This window comes from Streptomyces sp. NPDC004647, from assembly GCF_040609575.1.
GTDB lineage: Bacteria > Actinomycetota > Actinomycetes > Streptomycetales > Streptomycetaceae > Streptomyces.
The window spans coordinates 44,596-69,484 of the sequence record NZ_JBEXKU010000008.1; the positions used below are offsets into that span (position 1 = coordinate 44,596).

Annotated in this window: 30 protein-coding genes and 1 pseudogene; 1 reads left to right on the forward strand and 30 read right to left on the reverse strand. The window is 68.6% G+C overall.

Features of this window, described 5'->3' with window-relative positions; translation table 11 throughout:
- Positions 1 to 56 precede the first annotated feature (56 nt).
- A complete protein-coding gene (gene dndA / locus ABZW18_RS05420; RefSeq protein WP_356182633.1) occupies positions 57 to 1,208 on the forward strand; it encodes a cysteine desulfurase DndA in 1,152 nt (383 codons plus the stop codon).
- A gap of 4 nt (positions 1,209 to 1,212) precedes the next feature.
- On the opposite strand, the gene ABZW18_RS05425 is transcribed toward dndA, so the two are convergent.
- The 30 genes and pseudogenes from ABZW18_RS05425 to ABZW18_RS05570 form a co-directional block, all read right to left on the reverse strand.
- On the reverse strand, positions 1,213 to 2,652 hold the full coding sequence (locus ABZW18_RS05425) for a DNA phosphorothioation-associated putative methyltransferase (protein ID WP_356182410.1): 1,440 nt from the start codon (positions 2,650 to 2,652) through the stop codon (positions 1,213 to 1,215).
- 532 nt (positions 2,653 to 3,184) lie between these two features.
- Positions 3,185 to 3,556 carry a hypothetical protein gene (locus tag ABZW18_RS05430; RefSeq protein WP_356182413.1) on the reverse strand — a complete coding sequence of 124 codons (372 nt, stop codon included), beginning with the start codon at positions 3,554 to 3,556 and terminating at the stop codon, positions 3,185 to 3,187.
- A gap of 64 nt (positions 3,557 to 3,620) precedes the next feature.
- The gene (locus ABZW18_RS05435) at positions 3,621 to 4,055 is read right to left on the reverse strand and encodes a hypothetical protein (protein WP_356182416.1); all 435 of its coding nucleotides are present in this window, start codon (positions 4,053 to 4,055) and stop codon (positions 3,621 to 3,623) included.
- Between the two features lie 54 nt (positions 4,056 to 4,109).
- On the reverse strand, positions 4,110 to 5,210 hold the full coding sequence (locus ABZW18_RS05440) for a DUF4192 domain-containing protein (RefSeq protein WP_356182419.1): 1,101 nt from the start codon (positions 5,208 to 5,210) through the stop codon (positions 4,110 to 4,112).
- The gene (locus ABZW18_RS05445; RefSeq protein WP_356182422.1) at positions 5,207 to 5,776 is read right to left on the reverse strand and encodes a hypothetical protein; all 570 of its coding nucleotides are present in this window, start codon (positions 5,774 to 5,776) and stop codon (positions 5,207 to 5,209) included. Before ABZW18_RS05445 ends, ABZW18_RS05440 begins: the two co-directional genes overlap by 4 nt.
- A complete protein-coding gene (locus tag ABZW18_RS05450) occupies positions 5,773 to 6,804 on the reverse strand; it encodes an N-6 DNA methylase (protein ID WP_356182424.1) in 1,032 nt (343 codons plus the stop codon). Before ABZW18_RS05450 ends, ABZW18_RS05445 begins: the two co-directional genes overlap by 4 nt.
- A 79-nt stretch (positions 6,805 to 6,883) precedes the next feature.
- Complete coding sequence (locus tag ABZW18_RS05455) at positions 6,884 to 7,180, reverse strand: hypothetical protein (RefSeq protein ID WP_356182427.1); 297 nt, start codon at positions 7,178 to 7,180, stop codon at positions 6,884 to 6,886.
- A 28-nt stretch (positions 7,181 to 7,208) separates the two neighbouring features.
- A complete protein-coding gene (locus ABZW18_RS05460) occupies positions 7,209 to 7,835 on the reverse strand; it encodes a hypothetical protein (RefSeq protein ID WP_356182430.1) in 627 nt (208 codons plus the stop codon).
- Positions 7,836 to 8,115: 280 nt separating this feature from the next.
- Positions 8,116 to 8,742, reverse strand: coding sequence for a hypothetical protein (locus tag ABZW18_RS05465; protein WP_356182433.1), 627 nt, complete (start codon positions 8,740 to 8,742; stop codon positions 8,116 to 8,118).
- A complete protein-coding gene (locus ABZW18_RS05470) occupies positions 8,739 to 9,566 on the reverse strand; it encodes a phosphoadenosine phosphosulfate reductase family protein (RefSeq protein ID WP_356182436.1) in 828 nt (275 codons plus the stop codon). The genes ABZW18_RS05465 and ABZW18_RS05470 overlap by 4 nt, the downstream gene beginning before the upstream one ends.
- A complete protein-coding gene (locus tag ABZW18_RS05475) occupies positions 9,563 to 10,093 on the reverse strand; it encodes a hypothetical protein (RefSeq protein WP_356182439.1) in 531 nt (176 codons plus the stop codon). Before ABZW18_RS05475 ends, ABZW18_RS05470 begins: the two co-directional genes overlap by 4 nt.
- A 78-nt stretch (positions 10,094 to 10,171) precedes the next feature.
- Positions 10,172 to 10,489 (reverse strand): annotated as a pseudogene (locus tag ABZW18_RS05480) (HU family DNA-binding protein); the annotation flags it as partial.
- Positions 10,490 to 10,700: 211 nt separating this feature from the next.
- Entirely contained in the window at positions 10,701 to 11,495 is a 795-nt protein-coding gene (locus ABZW18_RS05485; RefSeq protein ID WP_356182442.1) for a hypothetical protein, read from the reverse strand.
- Positions 11,495 to 11,926 carry a hypothetical protein gene (locus ABZW18_RS05490; RefSeq protein ID WP_356182444.1) on the reverse strand — a complete coding sequence of 144 codons (432 nt, stop codon included), beginning with the start codon at positions 11,924 to 11,926 and terminating at the stop codon, positions 11,495 to 11,497. Before ABZW18_RS05490 ends, ABZW18_RS05485 begins: the two co-directional genes overlap by 1 nt.
- A 24-nt stretch (positions 11,927 to 11,950) precedes the next feature.
- Positions 11,951 to 12,676, reverse strand: coding sequence for a hypothetical protein (locus ABZW18_RS05495; RefSeq protein ID WP_356182446.1), 726 nt, complete (start codon positions 12,674 to 12,676; stop codon positions 11,951 to 11,953).
- 28 nt (positions 12,677 to 12,704) lie between these two features.
- Positions 12,705 to 14,204 carry a DNA cytosine methyltransferase gene (locus tag ABZW18_RS05500; protein ID WP_356182448.1) on the reverse strand — a complete coding sequence of 500 codons (1,500 nt, stop codon included), beginning with the start codon at positions 14,202 to 14,204 and terminating at the stop codon, positions 12,705 to 12,707.
- 209 nt (positions 14,205 to 14,413) lie between these two features.
- The gene (locus ABZW18_RS05505; RefSeq protein ID WP_356182451.1) at positions 14,414 to 15,019 is read right to left on the reverse strand and encodes a hypothetical protein; all 606 of its coding nucleotides are present in this window, start codon (positions 15,017 to 15,019) and stop codon (positions 14,414 to 14,416) included.
- Between the two features lie 85 nt (positions 15,020 to 15,104).
- On the reverse strand, positions 15,105 to 15,383 hold the full coding sequence (locus ABZW18_RS05510; RefSeq protein ID WP_356182454.1) for a hypothetical protein: 279 nt from the start codon (positions 15,381 to 15,383) through the stop codon (positions 15,105 to 15,107).
- Positions 15,384 to 15,483: 100 nt separating this feature from the next.
- Complete coding sequence (locus ABZW18_RS05515) at positions 15,484 to 16,401, reverse strand: helix-turn-helix domain-containing protein (protein ID WP_356182457.1); 918 nt, start codon at positions 16,399 to 16,401, stop codon at positions 15,484 to 15,486.
- An 87-nt stretch (positions 16,402 to 16,488) separates the two neighbouring features.
- On the reverse strand, positions 16,489 to 17,622 hold the full coding sequence (locus ABZW18_RS05520) for a PD-(D/E)XK nuclease family protein (protein WP_356182459.1): 1,134 nt from the start codon (positions 17,620 to 17,622) through the stop codon (positions 16,489 to 16,491).
- Positions 17,623 to 17,693: 71 nt separating this feature from the next.
- A complete protein-coding gene (gene bet, locus ABZW18_RS05525) occupies positions 17,694 to 18,668 on the reverse strand; it encodes a phage recombination protein Bet (RefSeq protein ID WP_356182462.1) in 975 nt (324 codons plus the stop codon).
- Positions 18,669 to 18,691: 23 nt separating this feature from the next.
- Positions 18,692 to 19,036 carry a hypothetical protein gene (locus ABZW18_RS05530; protein ID WP_356182465.1) on the reverse strand — a complete coding sequence of 115 codons (345 nt, stop codon included), beginning with the start codon at positions 19,034 to 19,036 and terminating at the stop codon, positions 18,692 to 18,694.
- A gap of 103 nt (positions 19,037 to 19,139) precedes the next feature.
- Positions 19,140 to 19,355 (reverse strand): hypothetical protein, encoded by a 216-nt coding sequence (locus ABZW18_RS05535; protein ID WP_356182467.1) that lies wholly within the window; start codon positions 19,353 to 19,355, stop codon positions 19,140 to 19,142.
- A gap of 94 nt (positions 19,356 to 19,449) precedes the next feature.
- Positions 19,450 to 20,019: a hypothetical protein gene (locus ABZW18_RS05540; RefSeq protein WP_356182470.1), complete on the reverse strand. Its 570-nt coding sequence runs from the start codon at positions 20,017 to 20,019 to the stop codon at positions 19,450 to 19,452.
- A 182-nt stretch (positions 20,020 to 20,201) separates the two neighbouring features.
- A complete protein-coding gene (locus ABZW18_RS05545; RefSeq protein ID WP_356182472.1) occupies positions 20,202 to 20,657 on the reverse strand; it encodes a hypothetical protein in 456 nt (151 codons plus the stop codon).
- Positions 20,658 to 20,750: 93 nt separating this feature from the next.
- A complete protein-coding gene (locus ABZW18_RS05550) occupies positions 20,751 to 20,996 on the reverse strand; it encodes a hypothetical protein (RefSeq protein WP_356182475.1) in 246 nt (81 codons plus the stop codon).
- A 29-nt stretch (positions 20,997 to 21,025) separates the two neighbouring features.
- On the reverse strand, positions 21,026 to 22,240 hold the full coding sequence (locus ABZW18_RS05555) for a peptidoglycan-binding protein (protein WP_356182478.1): 1,215 nt from the start codon (positions 22,238 to 22,240) through the stop codon (positions 21,026 to 21,028).
- A gap of 166 nt (positions 22,241 to 22,406) precedes the next feature.
- Positions 22,407 to 22,844: a hypothetical protein gene (locus ABZW18_RS05560; RefSeq protein ID WP_356182481.1), complete on the reverse strand. Its 438-nt coding sequence runs from the start codon at positions 22,842 to 22,844 to the stop codon at positions 22,407 to 22,409.
- Positions 22,845 to 23,954: a hypothetical protein gene (locus tag ABZW18_RS05565; protein ID WP_356182484.1), complete on the reverse strand. Its 1,110-nt coding sequence runs from the start codon at positions 23,952 to 23,954 to the stop codon at positions 22,845 to 22,847. It abuts the gene before it with no gap.
- Positions 23,951 to 24,880: a hypothetical protein gene (locus tag ABZW18_RS05570; RefSeq protein WP_356182487.1), complete on the reverse strand. Its 930-nt coding sequence runs from the start codon at positions 24,878 to 24,880 to the stop codon at positions 23,951 to 23,953. Before ABZW18_RS05570 ends, ABZW18_RS05565 begins: the two co-directional genes overlap by 4 nt.
- Positions 24,881 to 24,889 lie beyond the last annotated feature (9 nt).

Below are 24,889 nucleotides of genomic sequence, written 5' to 3' on the forward strand. Positions count from 1 at the left end.
ATCGTACGTGAGGTAAAAGACGTACAAGACGTGCTGGATTAACGGTCAAAGGTGTGGTGGGGCTAGTGGTGACGTATCTCGATGCTGCGGCTACGACACGTGTGGACCCGCGTGTGGCCGATGTGGTGATGCACTGGATGACCGAGGACTTCGGGAACGCCGGCTCCCGGACACACGAGTACGGGACCCGCGCGAAGCGAGCGGTGCAGCAGGCGCGCGAGTACCTCGCAGGCACTGTCGGCGCCGAATCGGACGAGTTGATCTTCACCAGTGGGGCTACTGAGAGCAACAACATCGCGTTGCTCGGCCTTGCTCCCCATGGCGAGCAGAGTGGTCGGCGTCACATCATTACCTCGGCGATCGAGCACAAGGCAGTGATCGAGCCCCTGGAGCACCTGCAGTCTCGCGGTTTCGAAGTCGACTTCATCAAGCCTGGCTCGTCAGGCAGGGTCTCCGTCGAAGCAGTGATGGAGCGGCTGCGTCCGGACACGCTCCTCGTTTCTCTGATGCACGTGAACAACGAGACGGGTGTGGTCCAGCCTGTGGCCGAGCTCGCTGGGCATCTACGTGAGACCCCGACGTACCTGCATGTGGATGCCGCGCAGGGGTACGGGAAAGTACCTGAGGATCTGACCGCGCCGATCGACATGATCAGCGTCAGCGGTCACAAGATTGGCGCTCCGAAGGGTGTCGGGATGCTGGTCACCCGGCGCCGACGCTGGGACAGGCTGCCACTGCAGCCGATCATGTTTGGTGGCGGTCAGGAGCGGAAACTGCGCCCGGGAACACTGCCGGTGCCGCTGATCATGGGCCTGTCTGAGGCGGCGAAGATCTTCCAGAAGGAGCACAGGCAGTGGAGCAGGAGCGCGGCGGAGCTCCGCTCCCGGCTCTTGGATTCGCTCGCGAAGACCCGATTCCGGATCAATGGGGACCAAGATCACACCGTCCCGCACATCCTTAACCTGTCCTTCGACGGTGTGGACGCCGAGGCGCTCATTGTCCGGTTGAAGCACCACGTAGCCGTCGCGACGGGCTCTGCGTGCACGAGCGCCTCGTACACCCCGAGTCACGTGCTCACCGCCATGGGGCTGCCCGAGGATGCGGCGGAGAATGGGCTCCGCCTGTCCTGGTTCCCGAGCCAAGCAGCTGACCTTGATGTTGAGGAACTGGCGGACCTGATCGCGTGGATGCAGCCCGACTCTGCCTGATCGCTCATCCTGCCGTACGGCGCACTAGTCGATGTCCGCGAAGGGCCCGACCGCAGCGGATGAGCTCTGCCTCCCAGCCGTTCTCTGTGCCGATGAGGTGAGGGCGCTCGTACAGTCCCGCCTTCATCTCTGCGGCCGTGAGTCGCTTGTACCGCTCGACGTCATGATCATCCGCGGCCAGGAACTCGTGCTTGCGATGGAGTAGAGGCCTGTTCAGGGATTCGGCGTACGAGGTGAAGGACGTCTCCAGCGTTTTCAAGTCCACTTGGTACGAGGACAGCGTCCTTGGATGTGGGTCGGTGTCGAAGTCCGGGTAGTCCAGCCAGCTCACCGCCCGGCCTTGGTGGCGGAGCTTGGCCAGGGTCCATTCTTGTGGGCGGCCGGCGGCGATGGATGCGCAGTGCTCGTAGAGGCGCAGCACTGTGGGCATGCGGTCGAGTGCTCGCTGGTGGACGTACAGAGCGGTTTGGGTCAGTTTTCCAACTGCGGAGGCGTTCATGGCTCCGCGGATGTACGTATCGTCGCGCAGCTTGAGCAGCAGCCGGTCGGATCGCTGGCAGGCTTCCTTGTAGGAGGAGAAGAAGGCGCGGACGTCGAGTTGGACGCTGAGCGGGAGGCTGCTGAAGGGGCCGCGGCCGTTGAAGAGCTCGACGGCGAGAAAGAGCAAGGTGTTGAGCGTGGTTAGCCTCTCGCCTTCTTCGACTTTGCTGGAGTCGGCGGAGTCCCGTACGAGTCGACGGACCTCGTTGGGGCGCAGGTGGCCGAGCAACTCGGCCATTGGCTGGGGGACTTCTTCCATGCGAGGCAGCCGCCCGCGACGTTCGGCGTAGTCGACGACGGCTGCGATCGCTGAGGTCGTGTCCTCGGATGCGAGCCACTCCGCATCGGGAACGATCCGTCGGGCAAGGTAACTGAGCCGTGCTCTCTCATCCTTGAAGGCATAGACAACCCCTGGTGCGGCGGAGACTGTCCGTACTCCGGTTACTTCCTCGACGTAGGCCCGTAGCTCACTGGCCCCGAAGAGGTGTTGGAACGTCTGCCGGCTGGTGAGCAGGCCATCGCCGAATGCCTCTCCTCTGACCTTTGACTTCTCCCACGTCAGTCGTGCTGAGGCGACGAGGACTGTTCCAGCTAGGTCCCACGCCTTCTTCAGGGTCTTGCGTCGCTCCTGTAGGTCTTCGATGACGTTGAGGACGTAGGTGAGGAGCACGACGTCCGCTGGCTCCAGCTTCGTGTCGGCTTGGTAGAACGGGTCCCAGCCGACTGCTTGGCAATCCAGTTGTTGGAGCGTACGTACGTCGCCCCCACGGCCGCAGCCGTAGTCAAGGACGGTGCGCCCGGGGAGTACCTGCTTGTCAACCATGGCCTGTCGCGCGGGGACAGAGAGGCTTGCTCTGCTGATCGCGGTCAGTCTGCGATCGCTGCTCCATGTCTGCTGCACCATGCTCACGCCCTCACACAACTGGCTGACAAGCGGAGGGTAGCGGCGGGTACCCCCTCGATGGACACGAAGGGAAGACGCCGACCGCAGCTGATTGGGTTCTACGACCCATGGCCCGGCGCACTCGCTCGGTCAAATCCGGGGCCCCGACGGCCATCTATTCGCGATCACATCTCACGCCACACGAGGCCCATCGAGCATCTACCTGTCCTTCCGGCCGCTGCGGGGCCACCCAGTGGCCGCGCGTCCCTGCCCCGCGCTCCTCGCGAGACGGGTCTCAGGAATCGCGGCGGGTCGATGCGCCTGCCACAGCAAGATTCGAAGAGGGCAGCCGCGGAATGTCTTACCGACGAAAAGGGCTCCACCCTCTTCGCCCGAGGGTGGAGCCGCACGGCCTTATCGCAGGTCAGCCGTCTCGTCATAGGCGACCGCGTCACGTCTCCGTCCGACGTTGTCGGTCATGGTCAGTGTGTCCTTTCCCGATATGCCCGGGGCGGACGCTGTGATGTCGGCAGTCCCAGGTGTCGATCGGTGGCTAGTGCCGGTTGCAGACCCAGGTCTTTGGTTCTCCGTGGGCGACGAGATCGAGGTCTGTAGTAGTGGCCGTGTCGCACAGCTGGCACGTCACCTGGATGGTGCGTGGCATGCGCACGGGCTGTACGGGCTCGTCGACGTGCAGCGTAAACGGGACCGTCTTGTCGTTGGGGGTGATGATCAGCCGTGAGCCGAGCTCGGGATGGGGCGCAATGGTCTCGATCGTCAAGTGCGCGTTCGGGTTCTCTGGGAGTGCGAAGACGTCGCCTCGGCGGAAGCGGGACGCGATGAGCGTCGACGGGAGGCTGACAGTGACGAGGAAGCCATTGGCCTGGCGGGGGTTGGGCATGGGTGGGTTGGGCGGGGTGCTCATGGCTGGTCTTTCTGTTGCTGTGCTGTGGTGCGCTTGACTTTGCGGGCCGCGGCGAGTTCGCCGTTCACCTGCTGGCGGGCTTTGCGGAGTCGCTGCTTCGCTGCGCGGAGCCGGCCCCGCGCAGCGGCGAGGGTACGGAGTGCCGAGGGACCAACTCGGTAAGCCTTACGACCTGCTGGGTGTAGTGCTCGACCTCGTCGGCGCGGATCTCGATGGAGCGTCGGCGGGGCTTGTAGTCGGCCGGTGGCTTGCGAGGCTTGGCCCGCTCAGCGCGAGCGAAGTCGATGAACTCCTCACGTACGACGAACTTGTTGCGCTTCTTGTCAATGCCCGTCAAGAGCACGAGGCAGGGGAAGTTGGAGTGGCCGGATGCCCAGTTGCTGACGGCGCTGCGGCTGACGCCGGCGAGGTGGGCGCCCTCGGCGAGGTTGATCAGTTCGTCCTCGCGTCCCTCGTACTCGGGGCGCAGCCACGTAACGGAACTGCTGGCGGTGGTCATGCTCTGGCCTCTCGGGCCGCAGTGGCCCCGGTGATGCCGGGGCCACCGAGGTGGTCAGTGTGAGTCGGTGCGCTGTTCGCGGTGTGCCTCGGAGAGGCGTTCGGCTCGCTGGTCGCGCGCTATGGCCAGCAACCCGAGTGGGCCCGCGCCGCCATTGATGCCGTCGTGGAGAAGACCGGCCAGGGTGTAGCGGGGGTTGGTGGTCAGCGCGTGTCGGAGGGCAACGCGGGCGGTCACGGTGTCGTTCTGGCGCCAGGCGACCCATGCCAGGAGGGTGAGGAGCGGGACGGCTTTGTCGGTGTGTGGCGAGACGCAGCGTCGGGCGAGGTAGGCCCACAGTCGTCGCGCATGGGGAAGGTCGTCGTCTTCGCAGTACTCGACCGCCTGGTCTCGGGCGTGGCTGTCTTGCAGGCCGAGAATGAGCCGGGCAGTGATGTCGTCGGCGAGTTCGGTGGCTCCTTCCCGGAAATCCTGCATGGCGGTCGCAAGGAGCCTGCCGGTGAACTCGTGCGCGGTGCGCTTCCCTGTGGGTGTGGTGTTCTGCGCCTGGAGGCTGACGCCTTCGTCTTCGAACGCCTGCCACTGGAGCGGGGCGGCATTGGTTTCGAGAGGATGGAACTCGGCTGCGATCTCGCTGGAGCGGCGGCCGGGTGAGTAGCCCTTCCGGATCAGCTCGGCGGTGACGCTATGGGGTGCGTCGAGCGGCGGGAGCGGTACGCCGAAGCAGCAACCGGGAGTGATGCACTGGTAGGCCCACCAGCGACCTGCGGTGATGCCGAGGGATTCGAGGACGGGCACCCCATGCCCGATGCAGGTGTCGGTGATCCAGTTGGCCAGGGAGCGCAGCTCCTCGGCGGTGTCCTCGGCGGCTTGGCCGGGACGAGGTTCGCGGCAGAGGTAGATGATGACTTTCTCGGGCCTGATTCCGCGGTCCTGGACGGTGTTGAGGAAGTGGCAGGCGAATGTCTCGGCCGTCTCCTGCCAGGTGGCGGGGTCGTCGGGGATAGGTGCCGTCATGGTCGGCCCGTCGACGATGTTGGGACCGGTGACGCTGTGGAGGACGATACTGTCATCGGGATACAGGCCGAGGAGGAACGGCAGGAGTTCGGCGAGGCCGCCGGGGTTTTGGATCGTGAGCTTCTGCGATGTGGTCACTTCTGGGTTCCCTTGTTCGTGGTGGCGCGGCGCTTCTTGGCCGGAGGTGTCTTGGCTTCGGGCTTCGGCTCGGGCTTCGGCTCGGGCTTCGGCTCGGTCGTGGCGGTGGTCACGTGCCTGGGCTTGTTGGTGAGAGCGGGGAGCAACTGGTCGCGCAGGACAGTGGCGAGGGCTGCCGGGAGGTCGTCGGCGGGCCGGGTCGGGACGGTGGCGTGCCAGGTGCGTCCGGGCTGTACGCGGGCGTCGTTGGCTGCCTGGGCTGCGGCCTTCTCCTCGGCGGTGCCGGCGGGAAGCGGCGGCAGTTCGGGGCCTGCGGTGATCCAGGTCTGAATGATCAGGTCGCCGGGCTGCACTCGCAGGCCGATGCGGTGGCCTTCGGGGTGGGTGTAGTGGGTGGTGCGCTCGGGGGTGTCGGTGTCCTCCTTGATCCAGGGCGCTTTCAGATCTGGGGCGAGTTGGTCGAGTGGGTGCGCGGTGGCTGTCTCGTCAGGAGCGGCGAATGATGGTCTGCGAGTGCGTGGGGCGGGGGTGGCGCGGGGGCGTGCGAGGTCGTGTTCTTCGGTCATGCGGGGACGTCTTTCTTGTCGGGCATGAGCTGGTCGATGAGCCGGAAGGCGCGTCGGGAGGCGGCGATGGCGCTCGCGGTGTCCACGTAGCGGTCGCGCTGCGCGAAAGCGTCCTTGGCTTCTTCGACGGTCTTGGCGTAGTCGTCTTCGGGGGCGAGGGAGTCGGCGCAGCCGATGAGGGCGCGCGGGCCGAGGTCCCAGATGATCGTGTTGACGGCGGCGCAGGCTGCGGCGAGCGAGTCGATGTCGTTGCCGTACCAGGTGTAGTCGTGCGGGTTGAGCTGGAGGTCGCGCAGGCGCTGGGCGACGGAGCGGAACATGGTCCCCGAGCCGACGGCGGGTTCGCGGATGGCCATGTTCGGTCCGGCGAAGTCCTTGTCCACGAGGATCCGGGCCATCAGGTCGGTCACGCACGCCGGCGTGTGGTACTCACCGCGCCACTTCTTGTCGCTCTTGTGCCGCAGGCCGGTCAGCAACGGGCTGAGGACGTCGGACTCGGAGCGCCAGTACGGGTCGTCGTGGCCGGTGAGGTCCAACAGGCCCGTGTTGATAGCCCGGTTAGTGACGGCGTGGACGGCGCGGAGCTGCTGCGTGTCGGGATCGGGGTTCCAGGCCCAGTCGTGCAGGCGCAGGGCGCGGTTGATCAGGTCGGGGCGCTTGATCCAGTGGCCGAGGTAGATCTCCTTGAAGAACTGCGGGAGTTCGTCAGGCCGGAGGTTGAGTATCCAGTCCGCCAGGCCGGTGCCTATCTCCTTCGGTTGGCGCAGGAGCGCGAGGGCGCCGACGGTGCCAAGCGGTATGTCGATGCTGCTGCCGCCGAAGTTCTGGTACCAGGCGTCGATGACGTTCTCGGCGATCTTGCGGGCGTGCTCGTGCGGATCGGAGGGTGCGAGGTACTTCCGCGCGGCGACCTTGGGCGCGGTTCGTACGGCGGCCTTGGACTTGGGCGGGCCCGTTTTGGCCCAGGCCGGGACCGGCCGCGCGGCGGGGGTGGCCGCTCGGGGGACGAACAGTTCGTCGTCGGACATGGGTCTCCTGTCTGCGCGCATGGCGCCGCCCCGGTGCGCAGAGCGCGGCCGGGGCGGCGAAAGGGGTGCGGTGTTGGGGTCAGCCGGTGGTGGTGTGGCCTGCGGCGCTCATTGCGCGGGCAAGGACGGAGGCGGCTGCGTCAGGGTGTCCGGTGCAGCGCAGGCCGGTTTCCAGGAACATCAGGGCGAACTCGTCCGCGCCCATGTCGGCCATGAGTTCTTCGAAGCTGAGGTGTCGCACCGCATCGGGCCGGAAGGCGTAGCCCAGGCGCAGCTTCTCTTCGATCTGGGTGATGGTGTCGGCGGTCTGCTGGCTGGTCATGCCGAGGAGGGATGCCCAAGCGGTGAGTGTCGTGTCGTCTACCGGGATTTGCATGGGTGGTGGCCTTTCTCGTTCGGCGTGATCAGGAGGGGAAGGGATTGTTCCGGTAGTCGGGGTGGCAGACGGCCCACAGGCCGTCGGCGAGGGGTTCGGTGATGACGCCCCATCCGGCCCAGCGCATGACGGCGAGGTAGCCGAGTCGGCCGCCGGCGAAGCCAGGGCGGTCCTCGCAGTCCGGGTCGGGTGCGATGAAGAGCCAGCCGGGGAGGTCGTCGCAGCCGGGCATGACCTGGAAACCGGGGCTGAGTTCGTGGGTGCCGTCGGTGTGGATGGGCGGCAGGTCGGCGGCTTGAAGGATGTGGATGGCCTGCCGCACGTAGGCGTGGTCGCGGTACTCGGGCAGTGTGCCGACGCCCTCGCGGATGACCGGGCGGTGGGGAGCGATGCCCGAGCTGGCTTTGTAGACGCTCATGAGGATCTGGGCGTCCTCGATGCGCTTGGCATGGCGCATAGCGAGGTTGGCGACGATGGCGACGGCGTGGCGGTCGCTGCCGATGAGGCGTCGGAACTGGTCTGCGGTCATGTCCCGGAAGTGGGTGGTCTGTATGGCGGCGAAGGTGCGTGAGGCGAGGCGGAGGGCGTGAGCGACGTGGTCGGGCTCTACGCCGATCTGTTCGGAGAGGGTTTGAATTCCTCGACTGTGGGTCATGTGGTGTTCTCCAAGAGGACGCTTGCGCGTATGGGTGCGCCCCGGCGGTGGGCCGGGGGCGCGGGGTGTGACCTGGTGCTTGCTGGTGCTTAGCGGCGGCATCCGGCGTGACCGCAGCCGCCGCAGAAGCCGCCGCCGCTGCACTCGCACGGGCAGCCGTTCATTTCCTCCTCCGTTCCGTCCGGCATTTCCGAACTTGTTACTTATATCTTAATCGCAAACACCGCAAATTCAAGGTTCACCCCCTTTTAATTCGAATTGATTCCGGGAATTCAATTCCCTATTTCGCGGCTACCGGTATCAACTCCGGCCAGCGCACTGCCTCCAGCGCGCGCCGGTGGGTGTCCGGCACCGGGACTGTGGGGTAGCCGAGCCAGTCGAGCCCCATCTGTGCGAGGACTGTGGCGTCCGCCTGGTCGTAGCGGCCGGGCCCTTCGCACTCGACGCCGTACCGCTCGACAGCCACGCTGCGCACCATGCCCTTGGCGACCCGCGACCGCTCCTTGCGCGGGAAGTCCTGTGCCGGATTCGCGCGGCCGGTGGCGTAGATCGTGCGGTGATGGGGGTTGGCCACGGCGTACGGGACGCGGTGCCGCCACAGGTACTGGGTCACCAGCCACCACAGTCCCGCCAGTTCGTGATGACCGGCCTGGCCGCCCTGGGCGTAGGCCGCGCCCTCGACCACCACCAGATCCGCGCCGTCCACGCCGACAGCGACGTGCCCGCACAGCCAGTCCATCCGCTCATGGCTGCGCCGCCTGCCAGGGCGAGCCGCCCGCGCCCAGTCCGTGCCCGCGATGCCTGTGGAGGTCAACGAGAGGTCCAGGCCGATGACGCGCGGCTGCCACTCCCCCGCGCTCTGGACGCTGGGCAGGGTCACGGGCGCGCTCTGGAGCAGGGCCGTCATGCCGCCGTCCCGGCCCGCCGGATGACCTCGGCCATCGGCAGCTCACGGCGGAAAGGCTCGCCCAACTCCTCTTCCAGGTCCGCGTATTCCTGGGCCAGTTCGGGGCGCAGGCTCGCGGCGCGGGTCAGATCGGGAATCGAGGCGAGGACGCACAGGCTGCATGAGAGGCGGGACATGCCCTGGTCGTACGCCCAGTGGTAGGGGACGCCGCTTTCGCGGATGCGCTGCCAGACCTCGGCGGTGCTCCAGCGCAGCACCGGGTACCAGAGGGTGACGGTGCGGCGTCCGCTGCTCGCGCGCCGGTCGATCTCCACGGCGGGTTTGCCCGCGCGGGCCCGCGACTCCTCGGCCCGCAGGCCCAGGATCAGCACGATCCGCGCCGGTCGGCCGGTGATGCCCAGCGCCTTGACCTGCTCGGTGATGAACGTCCGCGACACATCTCGCTTCAGGCCGGTGCAGTAGCGGTTGAACAGGTTGGGGAACCGGCCCCGGGCGCGGATGCGGTGGATGAGGGAGGCCCACCGGGCCGCGCGCCGTACCTCGAAGGGCAGCCCGTAGTGCTCGGCCTGCTTCCGGGCGAGGTCGAGGGTGCCCGGCCACTCCACGGTGTGCCCGCGGGGCGTGACGCCCAGGTCGCAGTGGAGCACCACGATGCGGTCGCGCACGCCGGCCTCGTCGGCCTGGCGCACCGTCTCGTCGAGCGCCGCCTGGCTGTCCTTGCCTCCGCTGCTACTGAATACGATTCGGTCGGCGGCAGCAAGGTCGGGCGACGGGTCCGGGCCGTGCGCGTCGCGGGCGGTGATCAGTTCGAGCTGGCCGGTCACGGCTTCACCTCCGCCGTGGCGGCGAGGTGCTTGGTGATGAGCCGGTCGGCGTCGGTCATCGCGTCCGCCTTGTGGGGCGCGATCCACTCGCCGAAGCTGCCGTCGGGACCCCACAGGTACCAGCCCGTGTCGTGGTAGCCGTCCTTCGGGTTCTTCTTGCGGTGGCCCAGTTCCCACCAGCCTTCGCGCCAGCGCCACAGCCGTTTGCTGCCGCCGTCGGGTACCCAGCCCGCGCGTTCGGCCAGTGCCTGGAAGCGGGCCAGGTCCGTGCGCAGCATCGCGATGACGCGGGCGGCCTCGGGGGCGGGCGGCACGCTGGGGTGGTCATCCGCGCTCTGCCGGGTCTCCTGGGGTTGTTGAGGCGCGGCGGGCGCTGCTGCGGGGCGGGCGCGTTCGGCTGCCAGATCCCTTCGCGCTTGGTCACGTTGACGGGCGACGCGGCGCAGGACGGTGGCCGCGCCGGGTGCCGCGTGCTCCTCCAGCCACGTCGCGGTGGCTGCTATCTCGGTTCCGACAGGGTCGTTCATCAGAGTTCCTTCGGGGCAGGGCCGCCCCGGCCCGAGGCCGGGGCGGCACGCCGTCGTACGGGGTTATGGGCGGGGGGTCTTGGGGGCCTTCTGGATGCTGTTGCCGGAGGCGGGGAGCGGTTCGCGTCGGGCCACAAGGTCCTTGAACTTCGCGCCGGGGCGGAAGCGCAGGGCGCGGGTGGCGGGCACCTTCACCCGGTCGCCGGTCTGCGGGTTGCGGGCGAAGCGGGCCGGGACGTCGCGGGCCGAGATGCTGCCGAAGCCGGTGACCGAGACGGTGTCTCCGGCGACGACGGCGCGGACGATGGCGTCGAGTACGGCGTCCACGGCGGTTGCCGCCTTGGCGCGGCCGCCGGTTTGCGCGGCGACGGCTTCGACGAGCTGAGCCTTGTTCACGGGGGATTCCTCTCGATTCATGTACAGGAAGGGCAGGTTGGGGTGGCGTGTGGTGCGGGGTGATGCCGCGGGGCGCGCCACGCGGCCGGGAGAGGGATCAGGCCCACGCCCGGGTCGTCTTCGGGATCTGTGGCGGCCTGGGGGCCGGGCGGCGACACCCACAACAACTCACTCGATTTCATGAATGTCTCCTATCTTGAGGCCGAGGTGATCACACCGCCAGGGGCATCAGACGTCCCCCGACCTTGAGCACGGCGGCCAGCGGCAGCACCACGCCGGATCGATCCGCGCTGACGACCACGGGCTCTTCGCCGGGGGCAGGCCGCGCCACCACCCGCCACACCGTCCCTAGTACGTCCATGTAGAGGGCCCCGACTTCATAGGGCATCCCCTCGTACAGGAAGTGCTGCGAGCGAACCGAGGTGGACCACCCGTCCAGTGCGTTCACGCTGCGGTGGCCGGGGCGCGGCATCTGCAATCCGATGAAGTCCGGGCCCGCCGTGATGACGAGCGCCGCCCGCCGGGCGGCGTGCCGCACCTCGACCTCCTCGCCGACGTGCTCCCACAGCGCGAGGTCTTCGGCGCTGAGCCGGACGGGACCACGCTCGTAAGACGGGGGCCCGGCCTCCGCGCGCAACAGGGTGCGCCACGGCAGATCGGCCATGTACGTGGCGACCGGCACCGTCGTCTGAGCCGAACCTTCGGAGAAGCGCAGCAGCTGTCGGCCGTCCTCCAGGACGTGCTCCACCAGGACGTGGTCGGAGGACTCCAGCCAGCCGCGCAGGGCGGAGGCGTCTCCGAAGGCAAGGGGTGCGGTCCAGTGCGAACCGGCGACGGTCGTGCGGGCGACCGCGAGCGTCCGGTCTCCGCCCGCGACGGCGTGCAGCCAGCCGCGGTTGCAGTCGAGAAGCACCATGTCCAGGTGCTCCATGTCCGGCCCGGACGGGCGGTGCGGGGCGACCTTGTCGAGGATGGCGGACAGCGCGTCCGCTCTGATCGTGAACATCATTCTCCTTGAGGTGGGTTGGGATGGTCGGGGCGCTCGGCACGCTTCTTCGCGCGCCGCTGGGCCTGGGCGATCCGCCCGGCTTCCCGGCACCACGCGCAGGCGGATTCGCCGCGCCGGTTGTGGGCGCGGGCTCCGGCCTCCGTGCCGTGGGCGATGTACGTGCCGTGTTCGGTGAGTTCGTCGGGGTCTGCGCTCTGGCAGGTCGCGTAGATCTGGCCGTTGACGAACAGACGGCCACCGCAGACCCCGTCGAACCGGGTCTGGCGCGGCAGGACGAGTTCGATGCACTCCGAACGGAACGGGCAGCTCTGGCACACCCGCAGCAGCAGCTGGGGCAGTTCGCTCGCGAACGCGGGCCATGTCGGTCGGATCGTGAATCGCGGGTCGCCCACGCATGGCGCTTCGTTGACCCACTCGGTGCCGCTCATCAGGTGCTCTCTGGTGGGCTGCGGCTACGCAGTCGGCGGCAGCGGCAGCAGGCGCACCAGGTCACTGGAGCCCCTGCCGTCCCCGGAGGCGTAGAGACCGTAGGTCGGCACGAGATGCCGGTCCGCGAGCTCGGGCAGCGCGAAGATCTGGGCGACGAGCCGGGTGATGGCGTGGTCGCACTCGCGCGACCAGCGTCGGCGGGTCTGGGCTTCGGAGCCGTCTTCGGTGACGCCCTCGACGACCTCGAGGACGCGTCCGCCGGCGCTGGGCCCGTCCACCACGAGTGCGGTCGCCTCCGGGTGGTATCCGCGCACAAGCTCCGCGATGCGCGCGGCGCGGTCGGGCGGCGGAAGCTCCAGCAGCCAGCTGTTGCCGTCGCTGGCGGAGTTCCGGCTGACGCAGGCCCAGGCCGGGGAGTCATAGGGGGCCAGGGCCGACGCCAGGTCGAGTTCGATGTCCTCGCCTATCTCGGCCAGCGGGTGCGCCTCGTCGCTGCCGTCCCACAGCCAGGGGCACGCGCCCAGGGGGCTGGGTTGGGCGCCGAGCACCCCGTTCAGGTCCAGCGTCCGGGTGTTGCCGTAGTAGGCGAAGGTGACGTAGACGGCCTCCGGGCAGGCGTCGCGCAGGTAGGCGGCCAGGTGATCGAGGACGGCCAGGGCGTGCGCCTTCTCGATCCGCCTGTATTGAGCGTGCAGGTCCTCACGCTGCTGTTTGACGATGGCCAGGTGATCCGCTGATGCGGGGGTCATGGTGCTGATTCCTTTCTTCTCGGTGGGGTCAGGCCAGAACGGGCTTGAGGCGTTCGCCCAGCCAGCGGGCGACGTTGACGCTCACGGCGTTTCCGGCCTGCATGGTCTGGGCGGCCTTGGAGCCGACGACCTGGTACGTCTCGGGGAACCTCTGCGCGCTCAACTGCTCGCGGGGCTGGAGCATGCGGAAGTAGCAGTCCTCGATGGCCGGGGCGCTGCGCACGACGGCGGCCGAGTCACGGGTGGCGAGGGTGTGCAGGGGCTGGGCCGCGGTCTTCGGCGCGCTCTTGCGGTACGGGATGACCAGGGTGTTGCGGGCCCGGTCGCGTGCCACGCCGTCGGGCACGACGAGGCCGTGGTGGCGGGCGGTGCTCAGGGTGCTGAGCGGGTTGTCCACCGGCGCGGCGTCGCAGTTGTTGCGGAACTCCACGATGAACGGGGCCGGGTCGACCGTGACCAGGGCTTCGCTCTCGCGGGTCATGCGGGTGCGCATGGGTGCGCCGACCGACGTCGGGGTGTCGTTCCACGACCCGCCGACCGGCACCAGCAGGGCTTCGCCCAGCTTCGCGGTGCGGGTCGGCAGCGGCCTTTCGTGCGGGGCGAACGCCCGGTCGGTGCCGTCCTTGCCGTGGGTGAGGGTGATGACGCTGGGCGCGTACGGGAACTTCTCCAGCCCGGACGCGATCCGCTTCATCGTGTTCGGCACCAGCGGCCGGGCACGGTCGCCGATGCGCTGGCCGATGTCGTCCCACATGATCACGTCAGCGGCGGGGCGGACGTACGGCTCCACCAGCGCGTGCCCGCACCGGTTGTTGGGGCACCGGTAGTCGTACTGCTGCTGGTACTTGCCGACACGGACCTTGTCGTTGCGCCAGCTCTGGCGGGCTCGCACGTCCCGGCCGCACTCGACGCAGTACGCGAGCGGACGCGGGCTGAGGTCCGGACGACGTACCCCGCTCAGGGTGAAAACCACATAAATCCTGTCGCGCCACTGGGGCGCGTACGCGTTGGTCTCCGAGCCGATGTGCGCCGAGGAGACCGAGACGATCTGGACGCGGTATCCCAGCTTCCGCATGGCCCTGATCCACTCCGGGAACAAGATCCAGTCGGTGATGAACTCGGTGACGTTCTCCACCACGATGGCCGGGTACCGCTTGGCCTCAGCGGCGCGCAGCACGCACCAGGCGGTGGCGCGAGTCTGCTCGAAGGCTTCCTGGGGCAGCTCCCGCCACTGCTCTTCTTCCTCGAACAAGGCGTCTTGGGTGGGGTCGGCCTGGCGCTTGCGCCCGCCGGCGGGGCTGATCTCGGTACAGATGACGCTGGCCCACAGGATCAGGGCCTTCGGCAGCCACTTCATGGGGTAGTTGCGGACGTCGGCGCAACGCGCCTTGGCGCTGGGGTGGTTGAGCTCGAAGGTGTCGATGGCGGTCTGCCAGTGGTTGATGCCGAGGATCGGTTCGAATCCGGCTTCCAGCAGGCCGCGGGCGTCTCCGCCTGCTCCGCAGAGCAGGGATATGGCGCGGGGCAAGGGGGTTGGTCTCCAAGAGGCATGGGGCTGCCCGGCCCTCTCAGGCCGGGCAGCCGCGGTCAGCGTTGGTCAGGGGCGCGTAACGCGCGGTGGTGGCGGCTGTCCTCGATCCCGAGGGCGGTGAACGCCACAAGGCCGAGAAGGCAAGCGATCAGCAGCCAGATCACCGGCTTGGGCCCCGATGGGGGCCCCGCGCGCGGCGCGGCCGGTCAGTCATCGCTGCGTGTGACGCGGACGGTGGTGATGTGGCCGACGCGCTCGAAGAGCGCCAGCGGGTAGCCCTCGGGCTCCGGGCGCTGCCAGACGTGGCGGTAGCCCTCTTCAGCGACCATCCGCCGCGACCACTCGAAGAAGCGAGCGACGGCCGTTCCCGGCGTCTCGATGCCCGCGCTCTGGTTGTGGTTCGCGCCGTAGGGGGCAGTGTGGGTGGCCGAGGCGATCAGCCGCTTCGTGGACTTGGGGACGTCCAGCTCGTCGATGCGCGCGAACATCGGGATGAGGCTGGTTCCGTGGTGGCTCTGCGCGCCGTCCGGGGTGGAGTCGTACAGGGCGGTGTGCACGTCGGGGTTCTCGATGCCCTGGCGTACCACTGTCCAGCCGTTCACCTCGCTGGGGTCGACGGGCAGCTCGTGCGCTCCGGCGATGACCAGCTCGGTGCCGTCTCCGAGGTTGGCCCGGATGCGGCCGTCCAGATCGACGTCAGTGGTCCAGCCGTTGTGGCGCAGGGGGGTGATGACGTGGCGGTAGCCGTGGAACAGCTTCAGCCACAGCGGGTCGGTGAGGTTGTTGTGGTCGGGCAGTGCCGCGATGGTCATTTCGGTCTCCAAGAGGGGCTTGCGGGTGGACACTCGCATGGGGCGTCCACCGATTGAAAAATGTCTCCTATCTCAGGAGGTGGGTTTAGCCGTTGCTGGCCAGCTCGTGCGTCGAGTGGACTTCCACCGCCCACGTGCGGCCGCCACGGGTGACGGCGACGCCGATGGGGCGGCCCGAGTGCCGGGCGAGGAGCGTCGCGCCCTGCTCTTGCAGGCCGAGCGCCACGGTCAGGTCGCGCACCTCGTGTGCGGCGCAGTCGATGGAGCAGAACAGTCCCTTGCCGAGGATGGGGTCGGCGTTCGGGCCGTGGACGACTGCGGCCACGACGACGTAGGCGATGGGGTCGAGGGTCAGGGTGTTCATGGGTTCTCCCAAGAGGTTGAGTCCGGGTGAGTTCCGAACTGGTTACTTATATCTTATTCGTATACGCCGGGGCGTCAATGTTGGCGATCTTCGAAATCGCCTACCTGCGGCCGGTGTTGGGCCCGCGCTCACGCCCCATGCGGGCCAGCTCCCGCACCCGCTTGCGTGCCATCTCCTCGGCCTGCGGGTCCGACGCGGCAACGCGCCGTGCCCGCTCGGCGAAGAACTCCCGCAGCCACTGCTGCTGCGAGGCGTGCTCGCCCTGGATCGCGTCACGCCGTGCCTGTTCACGACCGGCGCGCGGGTTGGTGCCGCACCCCCGGCAGTTGCCGACCGGCTCCGTGTGCTTCGGGCAGCCGCCCGGCTGCTGTTCGTACCCGGCCGCGGCGGGCTCCCCCGCGGCGTCCGCTGTGGGGGTAGGGGGGATAGGAAGGAAAGAGGAAGGAGAAGGAAGAGAAGGGGTTCCCCTGGGGGAACCCTCTTGGTTCCCCCCGGGGAACCCACTGGGTTCCCCTGGGGGAACCCTCCCCTCCCCGTCTTCAGGGTTCCCCTGGGGGAACCCTCCCTCGGCAGTGGCCTGCAATGCGTCGCGTGCTTCCTCCCGCGCGGCCACATCATCTTGGGTACGAGCCGCCGCAGACGGCCGCCTGCGGCGCTCGACCTGACGCGCCAGCCGGGGGTTCTTCGGGGAACGCTGCGCCGCGCGGCGCCGCTCGATCAGCTCCTCCGTACTGGGGATCGGAGGAACACCGTCGGGAAACACCCGGTACTCGGCGCGGCGGCCGACGCGCCCGACTTCCACCCGCTCGACCAGGCCGAGCCCGACTAGCTCCGTCACGACCGCGATAACCTGCTTCTCCCCCACGCCGGCCCACGCCATCATCCGCTCCAGCCCCGGTCGCGCCAGACGCGTCTGGTCGTCCGCAGAGTCCGCAATCTTCATCAGCACGAACTTCTGCGTCTGGTTGATCACCTCCTTGGGCAGATAGGCCGCCACCACCATCAACTGGATGCTCACCGGCACCTCTCCGTATTGCGTCCGGTCCGGGCCGCACTGGGGTAGGGGCAGGGCCAATGTCCGTCCTGCCCCTACCGGTTCGCGGGCTCAGGGCTTCTTGCGCAGGCTGACGTTGATGCTCACCGACGTGTGCCTGTCGTGGTCGAGCCGTACAGGCACAGGTATGCCCGCAGCCTTCAGCTGCGCCCTCATTGTCGAGGCGTCCGGTGCCATCGGAACCTCAAGACCGGCCCGCTGGTACAGCGCGGTCATGGCGTCCACGTCATCGACCTTGGTGGGGTTCCCTCCGCTCCACGTCAGCACGTTGTCGCCGTAGACGCCCGCATCGGAGCCGTCGAGCTTAGCCCGCAGAAACTTCAACCGCTCCTTGAGCGGCTTCATCTCCGCGGTGACCTCGACGTACTCCTTCAGCGCGGCTGCGCGGTCGGCGTCGTCGTGGATGAGGATGCTCTGCGGACGGCGGCCGGCAGCGACGCTGCCCCAGCAGGCCGTCTTGAACGGGCAGTGGTCACAAATGGCGGACAGGCCCGGCCCCTCGAAGGTGCGGGGCAGTTCCTCCGGCGTCGCCGCTGCCCTGACCTGCTGGACCCACCAGCGCGCGCCGCTGGCGCGCTCGGCGCTGTAGGCCATCTCCTGGACATGGTCGTCGCCGTTGTCGCGGTTGATGAACCGGAACCGGATGCGACCGACGTTCACCGGGCCGAGGCGGGCGAGCTGTCGCTGTCCCTCGACGTCGGCGAACCCCTCGCTGCGCAGCAGGTCCGCGTAGAGCAGGACTTGGCGGATCTCGGCGTCGCTGGCCCCGTAGCGCAGGACGCTGTCCCACTGGTAGGTGCTCTTGGTCTTCACGTCCTCGACGGTCGTCTCCTGGGCCGGGAGGCTGGGGCGCAGTCGACGGGGCAGGCGGGCCGCGGTGTCGCTGTCGAGCTGGACGGCGTCGATGTGGCCCCGGATCGTCTCGTCCTCGACGCGGCGCTCGATGATCCACCCGAACTCCTCGCGTGCGGCTGCGAGGATTCCGGCGTGCAGCCAGGTGCCCAGGATCGCCTTGCGCTTCTCGCCGCCGTCGGTGGGCGTGTAGCCGTGCAGGAGGTATCCGGCGCGGCGGGCGCAGACGGTGTCGCTGGCTCCGATCTTGGTTTGCAGAGAGCGGGGTCGGCGTGCGTCGGCCTTGTGGGCTGCGGGCCACAGGCTGACGGGACGCTCGGCCGTGATGGTCATACAGGTCTCCAAGAAGAAGGCGGGGCCGCCCGCCCCGATGCGGGCGGCACCCGTACGGATCGGGTAGGGGGTCAGGAGGCGGCGCGGTCCTTGTCCGGCGCGGTCTGCTTCCGGGGAGCGGCACGCTGGCGCGCGGCCGGGGCCTCTTCGGCCTGGTCGGGCTCGGGCTCGGGTTGCTGGCGAGGCTTGGTCCGCTTCTTCGGCGCGGGCTTGCGCTCCGCCCTTTCCTTCTTGTCGGCCGGGTCCTCGGCGGGCTCGTCGGCGGTGCCGCCGTCCTGCCCGTCGTCTTCCAGCCCTGCGGCGGCCCGCAGCCGCTGGGCGGCGTCCTCGGCGACGCCGGCCACGGCCTCGGCGTCGACGTGCTCCATTTCCTCGTCCGCGTACACGCCGGAGAGGTCCTGGGGCGCGGCCATGCGCAGTGACCCGGCCTCGGCACACTTGCGGAGCATGTGGGCAGGCATGTTCCGCCACATCTTCGCCACGACGTAGGTGCTGTTCTTCGCGTCGTAGTACGTGGGGGCGAACTCATCCCACTTGGCGATGAACGGGAAGCGGGCGGCCCCGCGCAGGACGGTGACCTTGACGGCGGCCGGGTACGCCTTCGAGAGCCACACGTCGTGGGCGCGACCTTCTGCGTCGTAGAAGACGGTGTCCTCGTAGGAGATGCTTTCCCCGGCCTTCGCGGCAGCCCGGTGGGCGACCGTGCGGAATCCGTCGATGCCGGTCTGGATGGTCCAGGTCATCGCCGGTTCGTTGTTGTCCTCGGCCGCCTTCCAGTTCTTGCGCCCGATCAAGTAGATCTGCCGGGCGAACGGGTCCAGCCCCGTGCGGACGCAGTAGTGGAAGAACATCGCGAGGTGGCCGCGCTGCGCCTGGGCCAGTCCGGGGCTGATCAGCGCGAGCGTGCTGAGCTGCTTGTGGTCAAACTCGTCCTGGTCGGCGCGCAGGACGATGGCACTCGCCCCGGCCGCCGCTACTGCCTTTGGGGCCGCTTGGACGATCGTGCCCTCAACGGCCTCGGTGTCGGTGGGTTGTTGGTCGTTCACTGTCTTACTCCAAGAGGATCGGTTCAGTCGGTGCGCAGTGCGCGCACCTCGAACGCGGGGGTCCACTCCGGGTGCCGCTCGATGAGCAGGCGGACATACCGGGAGCGGTAGTTGTTGTTGAGGCGGAACTCGTCGCCTTCGGTAGCGGTGGCGTAGCGCCAGCGCAGGACCTCGAAGAGCATCCCGATGCCGACGCGCCGGGCGCCGCGGGCGAGGTAGTCGGCGGTCAGGCTCTCCAGGGCCCGCAGGACCCAGGGGTTGAGCTGGTGGAACGCCTCGAACTGCGCCTGGATAGTCGCCTCGTGACCGTCGGGCTGCCGCACGGTGTGGATCACCAGGCCCGGAATCTCGTCCTGGACGACCGCCATACGCCACCCCCTGATGACTGATTTCAAGAATGTCATCTATCTTGAGGGATGGAGGCCGGATGATCAACCCCGCTACCGGAGGCGCGACTTCACGCATGCGGCATCAGGCCGTCGCTGCGGCCTCGGCGTTCTCGGCGGCTTCTTCCGCGCGCCGCTCGGCGTCTTCGTTCGCGGTGACGAGGTCCTGCATCATGCGGACCGCGAAGTTGGAGTCCGGGTTCTCGGCGACGTAGGCCATCAACGCAACCTCGGTCAGGAGCAGTTCCTTCACCTGCATCGCGGCGACGACGTCACCGCCGGGGGTGTGCATGATCTGCACGGGTTCCTCCTTGTGCGAGTAGGGATCGATACCCCCGAAGGGGTATGTGTATATCTTATTCGCATTCGGGGTCTACGTACAGTGTTTGCGCAGGTCAGAGGCCCTTTCGGGCGTGGCGGCCACGGGTCAGAACGACTGAGCCGGGGCCGTCGTAGGTGCCTGCGCGCAGGGCGTCGGCCACCGTGGTGTCCAGATTCCACGGCAGGCTGCGGGCGCTCTCGCGCAGCGCGGGCACGGCCTCGATCACGGTGTCGAGCAGCCATAGTCGCGATCCGGACAGCAGCCAGTCGGCCTCCGGGAAGCGCCCGGTGGCAATCGCCGTCGCGAGGTTGCCCTGTGCCGGCAGGTGGAACAGCTCGATGATCTCCTGCTGTCCGACGATCGCGGGCAGTTGGTCACGGGAGTCGGCCACCCAGCCGTCCCCCTGCTCTGCGATGAGCCGTTCCTTGACCCGCACGTTGACCTGCTTGAACCGGGGTGTGGTGTTCCCGTACCGGCAGGCGAACCCGAGCGGCCAGTAGCGGACGCCGGAGACGACGATGGCCGTCGCCGGGTCCAGGGCGGCCCGGCTCGGGCTCAGCCACTGCCCCACCATCTGCGGTTCCACCCCGTACAGGGCGGCGAACTCCTGGTGCCCGACCATGTACGGCTTGCTCGCAGTCATCGCCCCGTCCTTCACTGTCTCGCCCTCGCGTGCCGACGGGAAGGGTAGCTGCGTCCCGTGCCGTCCCGCTCAGCGCAGGGCGCTGATAAAGTTGGCGGCGGTCTTTCCAAGAGGACCTGAACGGGCCCCCGCTCTGGCGGGGGCCCGTTCGCGTTCGTCTGCGGATTCCCGCCGCGCACGCGCTACGCGGGGGCCGCCGTCTCCTCGTCGGCCATGCGCGCGACGAGCTGTGGACGCGCGGTGCTGCGGTGTCGGCGTGCCTGCCGGGTGAAGCGGAGGGCGTGCACGCTCTTGCCTGTGATCTGCCGGAACCCTGCCGCAACCTCTTCCTTGCGCAGGCGGCGCGACTCGATGGTGAACACCGGTCCGCTTGGCCGCGACCCGATCAGTTCTGTCAGCTGAGCGGCGGTGGCTGCAGTGATCCCCGACTCGTACGTACCGCCGTCCTTGGTGTCATGGAGGACGACGAGGCGGTCAGCGAGTTCGACGTCCGGTACGTCCAGTGCGACCGCTTCGGCCAGACGTACATCGGACTCCGACAGGAGCTGCCAGACGGCACGTAGGGCCAGCGGGACCGACAGGTCGGCGAGTGCGCTGTCCACTTCCAAGTCGGTGACGATCAGGTGCTCGGTATCCATGAAGACCCCCAGGCCGCAGGAAGATACGTATGGTGCCGCCAACGCTACTGGGAGAGTCGGACAACCCCTCGGCCTGGCAGGAGAGTTCGGCCTTCAGCCCCTGAGCACGGCGTACAGCGTCAGCCCCATGGCCGTGATGCTGGCGAGGACGGCGATAGTCGGCAGCGGCCACCGCCCTTTCTCCAACGACGTCACCCGCTGCTCCAGGTCCTCCACCGCCTTGTCCGTCTGGTCACTGCGCTGGACCAGCAGCGCGAGCTGCCCGTCAATCTTCGCCAGGCCGACCTCCAGCGCGCTGCGCAGCTCGGCGAGGGCCAGTGCGACCTCTCCCTCCGGCACGGCACTTCTCCTTTCCTTCGTGGCGCGGGTCAGGGGGCGGGGGTGGCCGGGTCGCGCTTGAGCGGCAGCCATGAGGCGGTGCCCGGCCGCCCGAGGACCGTCCCGATGGTGGACTTCAGCGCCGACAGGGCCGCGGGTATCGCGGAGACGGCGGCTGCCTGCCATGCCGTGAGGGACACCATGTCGGTGGTGCTGGACGCGGCCATCAGGCCCAGCACGGACTGGAGGTAGGTGGCGATGGTGCGTTCGGCGACGTCGGCGAGGGCTTGCGGCATGGGGTCGGGCTTCTCCTGCTCGTGCTGGTCGGGTGTCGGTTCGGTTGCGCTGGCCTGGTGCGGGACGCGCAGCTTGGCCCAGGTCTCCGGGCCGGGGATGCCGTCGGCGGCGGCGCCGTGATGGCCGCACTTGATCTGCCAGGCCGCGTACGAGCGCCGGTGCGCGTCGTCCCAGACCGGGCACGGCCGTGTCTCGTAGGAGTCGCAGCCCTCGGCAACCAGCCGCTTCGCCATGGCCGCGATCACCGGCGAGGAACGGCCGTCGCGGAAGAAGTCCTTGCCCGGGTAAGCGGCATGCTTCGGCTTCGGCCTCGGATCGGGTTTGGGCTTCGGGTCAGGCTTCGGCTTCGGCTTGCCGATCGGCTTGCCCTCGTCCTTGAGGTGCTGGGCGACGCGGGCCCGGAAGTCGTCCATGTCGATGCCGGCGGGGTCGGGCTTGGACGGCTTCCACTCCTTGTGCCCGATGACGCTGTGCTCGTTCCATCCGTGGGCACGGCAGATCGCGGCCGCGGCGCGCGCCATCGCATCCAGCTGCGCCGTGGGCCAGGGCTGCTTCGCGTTGCCGGAGTTGATGCATTCGAATCCGTAGAAATGCCGGTTGCCATCCGTGTCTTCCTCGTTGTCGCGCGGGAGCCTCTCCTTCTCCGCGATGACAGCGAGCAGCACGTCCGTATCGCCCATGCCCGCATGGTTCGCTCGGCCGTAGCCGACCAGGTGCACCGCGCCGGACCGGTCGATCACCCCGTGGCACAGCGGCCCGGGTAGGTCCTGGTAGCCGACGCGGCACAGGTCCACCATGTCGGCTTCGGACGAGTAGGGGCCGGTGTGGTGGATCATCACCCCGTTCATGGGGCCCCAGTTGCCGTGGGTGTTGCGGTTGTGGGTGCGCCATTTGCCGTGCTCGACGACACCGAGGCCCGCGTGCTTCAGCACGGACAGGAACTTGTCCGCGCTCAAAGGGGTTGCCACGCTCGCTTCGCCTTTCTCCCCTGCGCCGTATGGCGGTCGGCCGGACCCATGGGTCTGGGCCGGTCCCTCGGGGAGTTGGCTGCGAAGCGTTGGGTGGAGGGTCACCCGGTCGTCATGGTATCCAGCAGCTGATACAGCGGGCCGCGTCGTTGCTGCTGGTGGGCGCTTACTCGTCGTCGCCGTCGATGCGGCACGAGGCGCTATCGAGGCTGAGCCAGGTGGCTTTCACGCTGCCGCCGTCCTGCACCCGCAGGGTCATCCTCCCCTCGGGGCTGATGTCGAGGTGGAGTTCACGGCGGTTCGCATCGGAGGCCACCGGGACGGTGCGGGGCACGGCTGGCCAGTAGCCGTCCGGCAGGAGAGCGACGAGTGACTCGTCCACCGCACGTCCACCTGGCAGGCCGATCCGGCCGCTGAAGTCCAGCGTGTCCCACAGGTTGGCGCGCATCTGCGGCGGCTGTACGGAGTCGGGAATTGCGGTGTCGCCGGTCAGCGGCAAGTCGCGCCACGGCGGGTACGGCGCGCGCCGAGCCCGCTCCAGCACCGTCACCCGCCGCTCCAGTCGGGCCAGGCGGCGCGCGAGCGTGGCGATCGTGTCCGGCATCTACTTCTCCTCCGCCTCATCCGCGCTGTCGGCGGGCTTCACAGTGCGTTCCAGCTTCAGCGTCACGCGCTCGGGGGTCTCGCCCTGGCCGGGCCGTACGGTCCAGCCGATGATGCGGTTCCATCCGTCGTAGGTGGTGTGCGGCTCGTGCAGCCGGATGCGTACGTCGTCGCCGATGCGCAGCGAGGAGATCGGCGCGGCCGGGTGATCGACGATCTCCAGCTCGGTGAGCGTGGGCAGGATCTGCCGCGCCAGGCGTTCGCGGCGGGTGCGCTGCTTGAGCTTGGTCTCGTCCTTCTCGCTGGTCTCCAGCTTGTGTTCCAGGCGCAGCCGCTGGTTGCGGACGCCGTCGATGACGATCTTGCGCTTCTTGCCCTCGCCCGCTCCGAGGCCGACGACCCACTGGGCGTACTCGTCGGCGTCCTTGATCACCTGGGGTTCGCCGACGACGTTGGCGCTGGTGGTGAACGTCAGGTCCTCGCGACGCCGGCCGAGCTTCGGTGCGCCGAGGATGATGCGCCGCTCGGCCCGGCGTCCGCGCCATGCCACGGTCTCGGACCACTCCAGGCCGTCATCGATGTCGGCCATCTCGTCGACGATCTCGCCAAGGTTGCGGACATCCCAGCGGGGGATGTCGTAGGGGTCCTTCGCGGTGCCGGTCTTGGCCTGCGACTTGGTGTCGTCCACGGCGACCTCGAGGTCGCCGTCCGGCTGCTGTTGGGCGTAGGCCCACACGTCCCGGATCACGGTGCACGGGTCGGCCTCGATGTAGGGGCCACGTCCGCCCAGGTTGCCGTGCAGGTCGAAGCGACGGTGCAGGTAACTGGTGAACCCGGCGGCTTCGATGGGGAGCTTCGGCCCTTGCGGTTCCGCGCGCCAGATCAGCCCGCCCCACAGGAGTTTGGAGTCTCGCTCGGCGAGGACCACGGCGTTTCCGGCGTCGAGCATGTCGTTCAGGGGGCGGGCGAACGTCGGGCTCAGGGTGGCGCTCAGTGAGCCGGGCCCGGACATCTCGGGCCCGAACTCCACCTCGGACAGTGGCAGGTTCCAGTGCAGGACCTCTCCGGTCGCGGCGCGGGCGACGATGTAGCGGTAGTCGGGCATCGTCACACCGGGCTTTCCGTGAACTCGATGTCGGCGGTGACCGTGGTGCCCTTGGCCACCGACAGGTCACCGTCGCCGTACTTGTCGATCTGGTTGATCTGCACGACCAGGCGCTGGCGCGTGCCCCGGTAGGCGGGCGGCACGGCGAAGGTGTCGGCAAGCACGACGGTGGCGCGGCGCGTGGTCGTGCCGTCGTCGTCCACGACGGTCGGCTTGGAGCTTCGCTCGCCCAAGCGCATGCGCAGCTCGGCGTAGATGCTGCCCGCCTCCGCACGCAGACCGGAGAGGGTGATCACGATGGTGGCCTGCGTCGCCCACACTGGCACGTCCACGTCCCAGGCCGCGTCCTTGGGCCAGGTCGCCCAGTGGCCATGCTTCCCGGGCACCTTCTCGGTGTTGTCGGGGTGCACGGTGCGCAGGGTCCGCTCGGTGCGCGGGTTGGCGATCCGCCGCAAGTCCGTGATCATCTCCGCGGTGACGGCCGCGGTGTTACGGGGCAAGGTGATCCGCGCCAGCGGGATAGCGGTCATGCCACGCGGCGCAGGGGTCGCCTCGTTGCCGATGTCCTGGATGAGGTGGAAGTAGCCGATGTCCTGCGTGCGCGGGTCCCGCTCGCCCTCGAATTCAGGATCTTCGATACGCAGGACCAGGAGGTCCGTACGGGCGAACGGACCGGTCGGCGGCACGGCCACCACGGCGTCGCCGATGTTGCTCTGGGTGTAGGCGCCCTGCCAGGGCCCTGCACCGTGGATGAGGGCGGAGCCGTCGCCGACGCGGATGCCGGGCCCGGGGGCTTCCAGGGGCCGGACCTTCAGGTCCCCGGCTTCGGCGATGCCCTGCCGGCCGCGCGCCAGGTCGCGGATCATCAGGCGCACGGCACGGGCGGGGCGTTGGCCGCCGTGCACCATCATCGGGGGCTGGACAAGGGTCACTGCTGCTCC

Bases quoted from the DNA above. Each gene is read 5' to 3' on its own strand.
- ABZW18_RS05510 (WP_356182454.1), bottom strand. From the start codon at position 15,383: ATGAACACCCTGACCCTCGACCCCATCGCCTACGTCGTCGTGGCCGCA.
- ABZW18_RS05485 (WP_356182442.1), bottom strand. From the start codon at position 11,495: ATGTTCACGATCAGAGCGGACGCGCTGTCCGCCATCCTCGACAAGGTC.
- ABZW18_RS05520 (WP_356182459.1), bottom strand. From the start codon at position 17,622: ATGACCATCACGGCCGAGCGTCCCGTCAGCCTGTGGCCCGCAGCCCAC.
- ABZW18_RS05545 (WP_356182472.1), bottom strand. From the start codon at position 20,657: ATGGATACCGAGCACCTGATCGTCACCGACTTGGAAGTGGACAGCGCA.
- ABZW18_RS05425 (WP_356182410.1), bottom strand. From the start codon at position 2,652: ATGGTGCAGCAGACATGGAGCAGCGATCGCAGACTGACCGCGATCAGC.
- ABZW18_RS05430 (WP_356182413.1), bottom strand. From the start codon at position 3,556: ATGAGCACCCCGCCCAACCCACCCATGCCCAACCCCCGCCAGGCCAAT.
- ABZW18_RS05460 (WP_356182430.1), bottom strand. From the start codon at position 7,835: ATGACCCACAGTCGAGGAATTCAAACCCTCTCCGAACAGATCGGCGTA.
- ABZW18_RS05530 (WP_356182465.1), bottom strand. From the start codon at position 19,036: ATGGCGGTCGTCCAGGACGAGATTCCGGGCCTGGTGATCCACACCGTG.
- ABZW18_RS05455 (WP_356182427.1), bottom strand. From the start codon at position 7,180: ATGCAAATCCCGGTAGACGACACGACACTCACCGCTTGGGCATCCCTC.
- ABZW18_RS05490 (WP_356182444.1), bottom strand. From the start codon at position 11,926: ATGAGCGGCACCGAGTGGGTCAACGAAGCGCCATGCGTGGGCGACCCG.
- ABZW18_RS05450 (WP_356182424.1), bottom strand. From the start codon at position 6,804: ATGTCCGACGACGAACTGTTCGTCCCCCGAGCGGCCACCCCCGCCGCG.
- ABZW18_RS05495 (WP_356182446.1), bottom strand. From the start codon at position 12,676: ATGACCCCCGCATCAGCGGATCACCTGGCCATCGTCAAACAGCAGCGT.
- ABZW18_RS05505 (WP_356182451.1), bottom strand. From the start codon at position 15,019: ATGACCATCGCGGCACTGCCCGACCACAACAACCTCACCGACCCGCTG.
- ABZW18_RS05445 (WP_356182422.1), bottom strand. From the start codon at position 5,776: ATGACCGAAGAACACGACCTCGCACGCCCCCGCGCCACCCCCGCCCCA.
- ABZW18_RS05465 (WP_356182433.1), bottom strand. From the start codon at position 8,742: ATGACGGCCCTGCTCCAGAGCGCGCCCGTGACCCTGCCCAGCGTCCAG.
- ABZW18_RS05560 (WP_356182481.1), bottom strand. From the start codon at position 22,844: ATGCCGGACACGATCGCCACGCTCGCGCGCCGCCTGGCCCGACTGGAG.
- ABZW18_RS05435 (WP_356182416.1), bottom strand. From the start codon at position 4,055: ATGACCACCGCCAGCAGTTCCGTTACGTGGCTGCGCCCCGAGTACGAG.
- ABZW18_RS05475 (WP_356182439.1), bottom strand. From the start codon at position 10,093: ATGAACGACCCTGTCGGAACCGAGATAGCAGCCACCGCGACGTGGCTG.
- ABZW18_RS05540 (WP_356182470.1), bottom strand. From the start codon at position 20,019: ATGACTGCGAGCAAGCCGTACATGGTCGGGCACCAGGAGTTCGCCGCC.